The sequence below is a fragment of the Vibrio genomosp. F6 genome (genome assembly GCF_005146325.1).
In the GTDB taxonomy this organism is placed as follows: domain Bacteria; phylum Pseudomonadota; class Gammaproteobacteria; order Enterobacterales; family Vibrionaceae; genus Vibrio; species Vibrio cortegadensis.
Window position 1 is genome coordinate 1 of record NZ_SYUT01000039.1, and the last position, 10,426, is coordinate 10,426.

General features: G+C 39.2%; 9 protein-coding genes and 1 pseudogene. 5 read left to right on the forward strand and 5 right to left on the reverse strand.

The genetic code is table 11. The annotated features are described in order from the left end of the window. Both FCV43_RS15100 and FCV43_RS15105 read right to left on the reverse strand, forming a co-directional pair. Positions 1-536: Arm DNA-binding domain-containing protein (locus FCV43_RS15100; protein WP_136995666.1), on the reverse strand; the 536-nt coding region annotated here is incomplete at its 3' end. Between the two features lie 10 nt (positions 537-546). Beyond that, positions 547-756, reverse strand: a complete 210-nt coding sequence (locus FCV43_RS15105; RefSeq protein WP_136995667.1) for a hypothetical protein — start codon at positions 754-756, stop codon at positions 547-549. 117 nt (positions 757-873) lie between these two features. Between FCV43_RS15105 and FCV43_RS15110 the strand changes: the two genes are divergently transcribed. The 4 genes from FCV43_RS15110 (at position 874) to FCV43_RS15125 (ending at position 7,353) form a co-directional block, all read left to right on the forward strand. Then, positions 874-1,083 carry a helix-turn-helix domain-containing protein gene (locus FCV43_RS15110; RefSeq protein WP_136995668.1) on the forward strand — a complete coding sequence of 70 codons (210 nt, stop codon included), beginning with the start codon at positions 874-876 and terminating at the stop codon, positions 1,081-1,083. Positions 1,084-1,528: 445 nt separating this feature from the next. Next, entirely contained in the window at positions 1,529-2,104 is a 576-nt protein-coding gene (locus tag FCV43_RS15115; RefSeq protein ID WP_136995669.1) for a hypothetical protein, read from the forward strand. Further along, complete coding sequence (locus FCV43_RS15120) at positions 2,094-4,352, forward strand: site-specific integrase (protein WP_136995670.1); 2,259 nt, start codon at positions 2,094-2,096, stop codon at positions 4,350-4,352. The genes FCV43_RS15115 and FCV43_RS15120 overlap by 11 nt, the downstream gene beginning before the upstream one ends. Further along, on the forward strand, positions 4,318-7,353 hold the full coding sequence (locus FCV43_RS15125) for a hypothetical protein (RefSeq protein ID WP_136995671.1): 3,036 nt from the start codon (positions 4,318-4,320) through the stop codon (positions 7,351-7,353). The genes FCV43_RS15120 and FCV43_RS15125 overlap by 35 nt, the downstream gene beginning before the upstream one ends. Before the next feature lie 552 nt (positions 7,354-7,905). Here the strand turns inward: FCV43_RS15125 and FCV43_RS15130 are convergent. Beyond that, positions 7,906-8,709, reverse strand: a complete 804-nt coding sequence (locus FCV43_RS15130) for a DUF726 domain-containing protein (protein ID WP_113795459.1) — start codon at positions 8,707-8,709, stop codon at positions 7,906-7,908. A 113-nt stretch (positions 8,710-8,822) separates the two neighbouring features. On the opposite strand from FCV43_RS15130, the gene FCV43_RS15135 reads away from it, so the two are divergent. Continuing rightward, positions 8,823-9,185: a hypothetical protein gene (locus FCV43_RS15135; protein WP_170961671.1), complete on the forward strand. Its 363-nt coding sequence runs from the start codon at positions 8,823-8,825 to the stop codon at positions 9,183-9,185. 218 nt (positions 9,186-9,403) lie between these two features. On the opposite strand, the gene FCV43_RS15140 is transcribed toward FCV43_RS15135, so the two are convergent. Together FCV43_RS15140 and FCV43_RS15145 are read right to left on the reverse strand one after the other, a co-directional pair. Further along, positions 9,404-9,883 (reverse strand): hypothetical protein, encoded by a 480-nt coding sequence (locus FCV43_RS15140; RefSeq protein WP_136995672.1) that lies wholly within the window; start codon positions 9,881-9,883, stop codon positions 9,404-9,406. Positions 9,884-9,968: 85 nt separating this feature from the next. Continuing rightward, a pseudogene (locus tag FCV43_RS15145) lies at positions 9,969-10,426 on the reverse strand (IS5 family transposase); the annotation flags it as partial.

Consider the following 10,426-nt stretch of genomic DNA (forward strand, 5'->3'; position numbering starts at 1 on the left):
CGATCGGCGGCTTCATTAAGCAGTACCCTTAGGGGTGTCATGATGTGATTAATACGTGATGGGCTAAGAAAGCTACCTTTTCGTCCCGGTACTTTGGCGAGGATGGAACGAAACTGTAGGATTTGCCCCTTATTGATGGCGCTGATCTTCTTATTCCCGAATGTAGGGAGCAAATACTTATTCAGAACGCCTTCTACGTCTTCATAATGACCTTTACTCCATTCTATTTTCATTTCTGCTAACCAAGTTTGAGCGAACTCTTCAAACCTTGGTGAATCAGGGGCATTGAAGTAAGCCTGTGATTGGCGCTTACGTTCATCAACTTCATCAAATTTTGCTCTGAGCTTACTATTTGGAAAGTACTTACCATATTCGAATGCCCCCACAATTATTTCCGCTTCAATTTTTTTCAAAAGCTTTTCGGTTCTATTTCGGTTTACCTTTGAATCCGTTAATTTCGTATACTCTCGGCAGCGCTGCCCTTGATATCGAAAATCTAAAAACAACAGCCCACCACGTTCATTGATGCTTCCCATAACATTTTCCTTATTTCAATAGTAATGATTCAGAAGTAATGCCATTAAGCATCTCTTCTTCCACCCTTTCCCAGATAAATAGAATCTTTCGACCACCAAAAGGACGTATATAATGAATGCCTTCGAATAACACAGAATCTTTCAACTGTTCTCGTATGACACGTTTGTTATATTTGATTGCAGAAGATAACTCTTCTGTTGTGAGGTAGGTATATGCCATAATCATTTCCTGTCTTTGTCGCTACACTTTGTAGCTCTAGAGAAACAATACGACACAAAAAGAAACCTGCCAACACCATTATGTGTCTTTAGCGAAACATTTGGAGTCTTTTAAGATATGATTAAATGCCATCTATCCACTTTACTTGGTGCAAAAAAACTAAAGATAGCTGACGTTGTGAGGGAAACTGGAGTCAATCGGAGTACGGTGAATCGTTTGTTTCATGAAACAAATAATCGTATTGACTTCGAAACTCTAGAAAAAATTTGTCTCTACTTGAATTGCACTGTTGGGGAACTTCTAGAGGTAAGGAAAGGAAATGAATAGATGAAATAAACTAATAATTAGCTGACGATAAAACTACTAATTGAGACCAGACTTCAATAAACACTTAAAAAGCTAATTGGTCTCAATATGGTCTCAATTTTAAATTAGCAAAAGCTAATGATATAAAACACAAACTCCAGACACACAAAAACACGCAGCTAAGCGTTTCTTTTTAAAGGTTTTTTTGATTGTAAAACAGAAGGAAGCAATTGGAGCGTGCAGCGGGAATCGAACCCGCATCATCAGCTTGGAAGAGTGACACCAACCTGAAAGAAATATAATGAAAACATAGGAATTATAGATACTTACTTTGAATCAACCACTTATATCACAAATTTCTATTTACAACAATAACCATTTAATGCCATCTTATAACGAAGTAGCCTCAAAACAAAGCTAGTAAAAAGCTACTTACGGTACCTTTTTTTAAAAGATGGATTTGGAAATGCCTGTATTTTTATCCGAAAGAAAAAAGAAAAACTTATCTGTAGACATACATCCAGCTTCTCGTGAAGCGTATGAGTTTTACCACTCTCTACAATTGATATTTGATAAAACTCAGCTTGGAGCTGCATCAATAGACTCTCTAGCAAAGACTCAAGTCTACCGTGCAACTTATCTTTCAGATGACCAGATCGGCATAGTTTCAGGCTTCGAACAAATAGGATTCTCAATTGAACATTTCTGCTTAAAAGATGCTTTAGTTCTTATTGAAACAGATCTCAGCTTTGAACAAATATCGGAATTTTCTTGGGGCTGCGTACTTAGAATCATTCTTTCTTCTATCGGAGCACAAAACCTTGAATCGATACGCGAAGCATTAAACTTACGCGCACCCCATCCCCTCATGCACTCGATCTTTCGTAGCGATCATATTACTCAAAAAACACTCTCTCGAATCACAAACTTAAGCGTATCCGGATTAAAGAAGCAGAAAAAAAGAACAAAAAAAGAGCCCACTTCGATTCGAACAAAACCCGCTATTTTTTCCAAGATGAGGGATGTTTTTAATGACGAATAATCAACAGCTCAATGATAAGACAAACGATGAAAAAAGAGCGGCATTCATAGATGATCTCTTCTACGGCTCTGATGATAAGAAAAGCGCCATCGCTGACGAAATATTACGCTTATACGCCCTTCTGCCTATCGCATTTCTAGATGAGTTTGATGAAACGTTATGGCTTGTAAAGCAAGCGCAATACCATCAGAAACAACGAAACACGGTATCTCTATCCTCGATCAATAAAATACTCCATGACAGAAGGCTCATTAGTAAACAAGAGATCGCTTCTTTCATTACATCATCTTTAACGTTATCTTCGTACAATGCTTTAAAATTTGATCACTATAAAGCACTCGCGCTAGTGATCATTACTCAGTTATATATTCATGGGGATCATCCTGGCCAAATTGAAAATCTGTGCAACGAAATTAGGCAGTACGCTCAAGGACGACGCAAGAAACTCATCCCACTCCTTCCCGAATTAACACGGTACGATTTTTCATCATTGATTGAATACTTTAATGAACTCATTCAAAACAATGACGGTATTGATAAGCAGCAACACAACCGACTCACTTATTATCGAAATCCAATCCGCTCTAGCTACGAAGCCAGACAAGGGATACATCGAAATGTTGGTACAAGAGAGTTTAAAAATAGTCATGAATTGTCAAAATCTAAAAAACAGCTATTTGATGATGAGCAGGACATATTCACGGCTCAGATCACCGAAATTTCAACACAGAGCAAAAGTAACGATAGTTGGTATTCTGAAGATAACATTCAGCCTGAGCGCTCTCTCTCATTAGTGTCATCAAAACATTTCGTCCGTTATGACCGACACCTAAATGGAATGCGTGCACACGCCATCAACTCTAGTATCATAAAAAATAGCATGGTACTAACGTGCCACATTAGCCATGTTTTGCAATTTGATATTGGGTGTCTTCTTAAAGAGTGTATAGAGCTGATTCGATACAATAGCACCAAGTCTGAAGTCGCTACTACGTTGCTGTTGATGCTATTTACTGGTAACTCGTTCAGTGAAATAAAACAATGGAAAGCGGCAAAATCACCGAAAACTGATCACATTATCGGTATAAAAAGAGAATTTAAATTACCGTCAATTAAAAAACTTGATAATGACTTAACCTTTCTTCTTAAAGATTTTCAGTCAGAGTATTGCCTCCCACTCCCCCTCAACTTGATAAGCAGTCTTAAAAATTTTAACTTTAATTCCATCAACGATAATGACATTAAGTGCTTATTATCCGATATAAAAGCAAAGCACCAATTATCGTTAAACGTATCATCGATTTCTCAATATATGAAACAGACCCTCATCGCCGAAAATACGGATATTTGTATCATTGAATTAATCACTGGCAACGATCCTCAAAATGAATCCGCACGGTATTATACAAAGATCAGCCAAAATGAGCTTCTAGATTCCTACACTCAATATTGTCAACATTTAAACATGTTAAGCCAATCTGATTATTTGTTCGACCGTTATGAAATCCGTAATAATGGATTTCTTGGCTCTCCTTTCTATATTGAAGAAAAAAGACTCCAATGGATATTCCAACAATTCAACACTTACTTTAGGAAAACTGCTCAAGAGCCTAAAGGTTATTTTTCCGAACCCTACCATAATATGCTTGTACTTGAGCTACAGATGATTTTGGGGCTCAGCTCTGGATACCGCCCAGTCAATGATTGGTTCGGCACTTTAAACGATATTCATCTCACGACAGGTGAGTATCGTATTGCAGATAAAGAGCGAGGTTCAGTTTATGGAGGACGGGTCGTAATACTGCCGCCAATCGCCATAAACAGAATTCGTGCTTATCTTCAATATTGTGAAAGAGCTGAGCTACATTACAACGTCAGTTCGCCCACTTTAAGCCTTCGCTATCGCGAGGCAAGACAAGGTAAATCTGCTTTTTGTTTTTATATTCGCAAAAACAAAATTGACATGTGTACTCCTTCTTCGTATGCGGAACAAATCGACATGATTTTTCCTTTACAGCCCAATTGGACTCGGCATTACTTAAGATCTTATCTCTATTCACAAGGGATATCAGGTGAACTCATCGCCGCGTGGTTAGGGCATAAATACGCGAATCAACGGCCATTCGGTCAATTTAGCCAATTTAAAAGAAGCGAACTGTTCGCTATTTCAGAATGTTTACAATTGCATTTAACGACACTTTTAGGGGAAAGCAATGGACAAACAGACAGAAGAAGAGCGTCGACATAGAAGACGTATCAAACATGTTGAAAAGGTAAAACTAAAAGCGGATGAACTTTTTCATCAAGCCTTTTTCGAACCATGCACGATAAATTCAGATGAAGTATTCATTGAGGTCTGGGAAAAGTTTGAGGCGTCATTACTCAATACCTTTGGTCAACAAAAAGATTTTCGGCAAGCCTTTAAACGCGGTGAACATTTACTGCGTCATTGTCAGAAACAATTTAATAGGCCTTATTTTCCACCGACGACCATCGTTACCAATAGAGAACCAAAACAGACACGAGACAGCCAATGGTTGAGTTATTCATGGGCCATCTACGACTCCTACGAGGCGTGGCGTCAAAATCTAAGTACGGATACGTCTGATCCAAATCTAAGGTATCAAAGCTTACTGTTATCACTCATATTTGAATCTGGTCAGTTTAACATCGATGTGATCGAGGCATTCAACAAAAAAATTGCTCAAAGTGAGCCGTTGCTTCTCTCTCGCTTCAGTTGTTATACCTGTCTACCGCTGATACTAGATAATGGCAACATCAATACAAACACCGACATTGATGATGACAGGGTCACTGAATATCAGTGTTACTTATCAATACACACTCTCGCACAATTGCATCTGTGGAATAAAACGTCGAAAAATCAATGGGAGGCACCGGTACGACCAGATCTCATTTACAAACGATTGATCGATAACTTTTCTTCGTCAGATAACCTACCATCTAAGTTCCGTGCTTTTTGCCGTTGCGCAGCCAGTTGGTATGAGAGGAATAGAAACTCACATGTAAGCCAAGCATTAATTGAATTTCGAACGGGGCGTACCTCATCGTATTCATTGCCATCCAAAAATCTGCAACAAATCATTCAACCACAAGTCAGTATGCCAAAAGCGACATCATTCGGTGATTTTCACCTTCAGATAGATCTCCCCCGAGCCACACCGCATGAAAGAACAATCAACTTAATAAATAATGCCAATCTCGCCAGTTTTTATTCCATAATGAGAGCACCGTTTAAGATGACGTCGGGTCAAAAGCTCAGCCCAACCGAATTGTCTACAGCATTACGCTCTATCACCGAGATTTATCCGCTTGAGAACTGGCAGTCTTGTTTCATTGGCTGGCTACAATTCAAGCTTTTGAGTTGCCAACCATCGACCATCAATAGCTACAAGAATACATTACTTAAAGATTGGGTGTACATGAACACTGAGCATTCGCTCACTCATGACCTCACGCCAGTTGAACTAGAAGAGGTTTACCAGCAACAGATCGATCGCCGTAAAAGTGAGAAATCAAGAAAAAACTTTTCAGCACGTTTAAAAGATCTGCATAGCTTCGCGTATTCTTATTTGACATTACCGACACTTGGCGATGAATTCTTCCATCATGATGCCACTCAAGAACACACCAGAGCAGGTATTATTGATGAAGTGCTATTTCGAGCATTATTGGAGCACATTCATTCGCTCACAGATATCAATACTCTTGATAAACTGGCACTGCAGTCTATCTGTATTTTATCGTATCGTTGTGGATTGAGAATGAATGAGCTGTATAAAATACAAATGAGGAATATCAGCCATTGCGATGAGATATGGATCGACATTCGCCCCAATGAGTTTGGGGACAACAAAACTGCAAGTAGCTTACGTAGACTACCTATATTGCCTCTTTTACTGAATGATGAAAAAGCTATCTTTGATTCCTATCTGCAACATAAACGCAGTACCACCAAAAATCGAGCATCTCCATTTCTGACTATTGGCGAAAACACCACGAAGCCATTTGATAAGTCAGCCGTTTCCAATTATGTCGGGAGCTTTCTCAGAGTAGCCTCTGGCTTAGAGCACTTTGTTTTCTACCACCTGAGACATTCATGTTTGAGTCGCTTACAAGTCATGCTCGAACTCCCATCACCAAGTGAAGTTTTACCTCATTTTTATCCATACGATAAGAAGCAACACGATGATATTCGTACTTTGCTATTTAAAAATTCGTCATTAAAGGGGTATTGGGAAATTGCTGCATTCGCAGGACACGAAGATCCTACCGTCACATTTGCCCATTATTTTCATCTCAGTGATTTACTCGCGGCCCCCCAAAAGACGGAATACCTTAAACCTATTGATTCAAGTGATGCAATTAAGAGTGGTGTGTTTACACATGACCGATATTGGATGATGCATAAAAAACATCAACAAAAAGTCATATTAGCCCATGGATTAAAGCCATTATTTAAGAAACTGAATGTGAAAGCGTTAGTGTCTAATAGCGCAATACATATTAACGCATCCACAACGAGCTTAATTCCGAAACCTCAAGATACATTATCGATCGAATTATGTTACCAAGTGTTAGATGCCATTGCTTGCGGCCACTCTATTGATAACATGGCGTTCGAGTATCGGCTAAACTCCGAGATCATTGAACAGTGGTTCACTAATGCTCAATACATCAAATCATTACGAGTCACCTCAGCCAACGCCAATAGTAATCAAAGTCGAATATTCAGTAAAAATCGTCAACACTCGCTCGCCCCTGGCCGCTTAAAAACAAAAAAAGAAAAGGAGTACGCTCAAAAGTTCAATATAAAACTAAGGCCGCATTATCGAGCTCACCGTGAGCAATTTATTGAACAGATGAAATATTGTTTACATCACTGCTCCGTCAGTCATTCTGGGGTGTATTTTAACCACCCAGATAAGCTACTGCGCTTCTTAGAAGCGTTTAAATTTGCGATCCCAAATAGCCATTGGCGTGTTGTCACCTATTACATGGCATCAAGTTCTTTGAAAGAGGAGTGGATGCTCGCTTGCAAAGGGTTAAAGGTGATCACTGAGGAGGAGGGTAAAACCACGGGAAGATCTGGCCATGGCTCAGTCAGGCTAGAGTTAATTAGCCCAAATGAAAAAAACATCTTAGACAAAAAACATCTTAGTAAGTACTCATCTCATCTACTGACTTATTTAATGTTCTTTACTTTTGTGATGGTCACAAAAATGTAAACGGTGATTAAACCACACATACCAATAGCAATATCTCTTTGTCATAGTGCCTTTTTACGAAGGCACTATGAATCAAGAAGAAAAACGTAACCTCTGGCTTCAAGTTCTTGAAATAACTGAAACATAGCTCATTATCTATAAAGCCGTATTTCACCGAATAGTCGATTAGTTATCAAACTTTCCACAACTGGTCTAAAAAATTGAACTCGGCGGATACTGCTCCAACAATTCACCCACAGTGTTTGAGTAAGCGACCAATGATATCGTTATCCAATCATTTCGAGCCGAACGGCCCACTAGTATGGGTGCTGCTCAAATCGGTATTGCCAACCTATCTGAATTTGGCGTCGAAACGCAACTCACAACGCTTTGCCCTGAACTTTGGATACCCCACGATACAAGTGATCGTTCACAGAAAATTCGATAGTGCTTGTCAGGTCGAAACAAGTTATTCACTACAAGGTAGAGCAAGGGCTCGAGAGCGATTACAGGGCCAGTCTAGAGTGATCGACCCAGCGACTTAGGATTTAGGTATTGGTTTTTGGTGGGGAGTTAAGAGAACACGTTTGAAACTCTCCAAATGGTTCGACGAAACCAACCAGCTTGTTCCGTTGATAAGGCCGAAAAGCCACCTCCTTCATTTTTTGTAATTTTGACCATTGAAGCTACCCATATACCAACATCTTCTACCTTATAATCAGTATGACCGTCAACGATATTAGAAAGATCTATATTGTAGATTAAACTCTTTCCTTTTGGTTCGATGGCTTCCAAACCTATTGGTGTATTATTGAATAATGTTCCCATTCGATACAGATATCGTAAAACAAGGTCATTTTCTGAGTAGCAGTTAGTGATAAGTGTATCGGGATGGACCTCTAATATTTTACTCCAGCTTTCTGATTTTGATATGGCTCCACCAAACAATAAAGCTGAGTGTACGCTTTCATTTCGAGTGATCCCGGAAAGAGCATGGTATGAGACCCTAGCTCCGAGTGAATGCCCCATGAAAACATATTTCCCATCATCATGGTTAATGTAATTTGCAAGCCATTCACCAGCCTCTCTAGTCTTTTTTAAGGACCTTTTCCACTCCACTGCAAATTCTTTTACAGCATCAGCAGGAAGTGTGACTGATTTTTTCATAAGGACCGTTATAAATGATTTACCTAGAACTTTTGTCAAAATTCTTTTTACGCTGCTACTAGGCCAAGTAAAGTGAACTACTTTATTTTCAGGGTATAATTCATCAACAACACTAAGCCAGTCGTTAACATCTTTTGTTGATTCACTTAAAAAGCCATTTATAACTACTATAGTCGGGTCTACACCGTCCCTAACGAGTTTTATTTCCAATTAATTTATCTCCACTCTAAACATGGAACCCCTTTTCTCTAGGCATCCTACCGAATTCGTAACTAAATTAAATACATATTAACACTATGATACTGATAATTATGGAGTTAATCATGCTCAAAATAACCAATCTTCAACAACTATCTACCCTCCCAGTCACCACCACCCTACAAAAACAAGTCAAAGCTATACTCACCGAACCATTTTATAATGAAACGGAAAACCAACAAGCTTGGGATGAACTGCAATGTGAACTCTGGTTTCTCACCTCAATTAATGACCGAAACGCTGTTGTCGTCGACGATCTCGAACTACTGAAACGAGCACTAACCTATACCGAATTCGAAGATGCTCTAGATTACGGAGCTTCTATTTCTCTGAGCATTGTTGAAGATAGCGACAAGGGTATCTACCTACTGATGCCTAAGACATTCCACAATGAACTAAACCAATATTTATCAATCTCTGATGAGTAAGGAGGTAGTGATGCAATCACGTAAATTCAAATTCAATAAGCACCAACTCGATTCATGACCAACGAAATGTCGAAGCAATGAAAGTGAGGGCATTTGGCTAGTTCTAGGTTGAGGGCGATCAATGCTAATTTGTCTGAGTTGGTTAGAGATGTGGGTGAATAGTATATTGCTCGGCAATATCAAGTACGTTTTTCAACATACTTGATATTGGTTGAATATTACTGATAGCCATGATCCTTATTGTGCATAAGCTTTTCCCATTCCCTGTGTTTTTTCAAATAATATTCACTCATACCTCTATCAGCACTTGCATCAGAAAAACCTTTTTTCGATACTGCAATAGACTCTTGTACGTACGAGGCTGTACGGCGGGAATTATTATCTATTTTATCTAGCGTGGACTGAATGCGATCTAGCGATGAGTTCAAATCTTTGACGAAATCTTTAAATTCTTTCGACTCTAAATGCCTTAAGGTTGCATCAGCTTCGTCAAATTCTTGTTGGAGTAATTTATACATACGATCTGCAACAAGTAAGTAACCGACTTTGTTTTCATTTGAGAGTTTATTGTCAACAGGGTAACGCTCAATTTGTTTAGCTTTTATGAGTAACTTTCTTGCTTTCTTCTCTTTTTCTTTATCAATATTAAAAAAACTCAACAGGCCAAAATCAGTGTATATTACTTTCTCAATTGACATTGATTTAGATAACGCAAGCTTAACCTGGGATGGGCTTTGTTGCGTAATTCAGTTTAGAGACAGAGCCGCCCGTTTTGCATGCTTTTTAGTCAATACGACAAGTTTCAGGCATACCTAGCCTAGTGAGCTTATTCAACGCTTTTATCATCGCGTAAGTTTCACCCACTTGTGCATTGTAATTTCTTAAGCTCAACCGTCCTCCTAGCAACTGTTTAACTCGATACATCGCTGTTTCTGACAATGAACGTTTATGGTATCCATACCGCTTTTTCCAATACTTATTCGAGCCAACCCACGGCGAGATTGCGAGGGTGACCACGCTCCCAGAAGGCTGCCCCCTCTCTTGGGGGAATAAGAGCAATGGCTCCCTTAATCTTAATAGCAGCATGACACGCTCTCGTGTCGTAAGCCCCATCACCAGATACCTCAAGGATACTGCGGCGTGTTTGTTTCAGTAAGTTCGGGAGAACTTCCCCATCCGTAACCGTCGATAAACTTAGCTCGGCTGCAATAATTTCATGAGTGCTTGTATCGACGGCAATA

Coding starts and splice junctions, on each gene's coding strand:
- FCV43_RS15105 (WP_136995667.1), bottom strand. CDS start 756: ATGGCATATACCTACCTCACAACAGAAGAGTTATCTTCTGCAATCAAA.
- FCV43_RS15110 (WP_136995668.1), top strand. CDS start 874: ATGATTAAATGCCATCTATCCACTTTACTTGGTGCAAAAAAACTAAAG.
- FCV43_RS15115 (WP_136995669.1), top strand. CDS start 1,529: ATGCCTGTATTTTTATCCGAAAGAAAAAAGAAAAACTTATCTGTAGAC.
- FCV43_RS15120 (WP_136995670.1), top strand. CDS start 2,094: ATGACGAATAATCAACAGCTCAATGATAAGACAAACGATGAAAAAAGA.
- FCV43_RS15125 (WP_136995671.1), top strand. CDS start 4,318: ATGGACAAACAGACAGAAGAAGAGCGTCGACATAGAAGACGTATCAAA.
- FCV43_RS15135 (WP_170961671.1), top strand. CDS start 8,823: ATGCTCAAAATAACCAATCTTCAACAACTATCTACCCTCCCAGTCACC.
- FCV43_RS15140 (WP_136995672.1), bottom strand. CDS start 9,883: ATGTCAATTGAGAAAGTAATATACACTGATTTTGGCCTGTTGAGTTTT.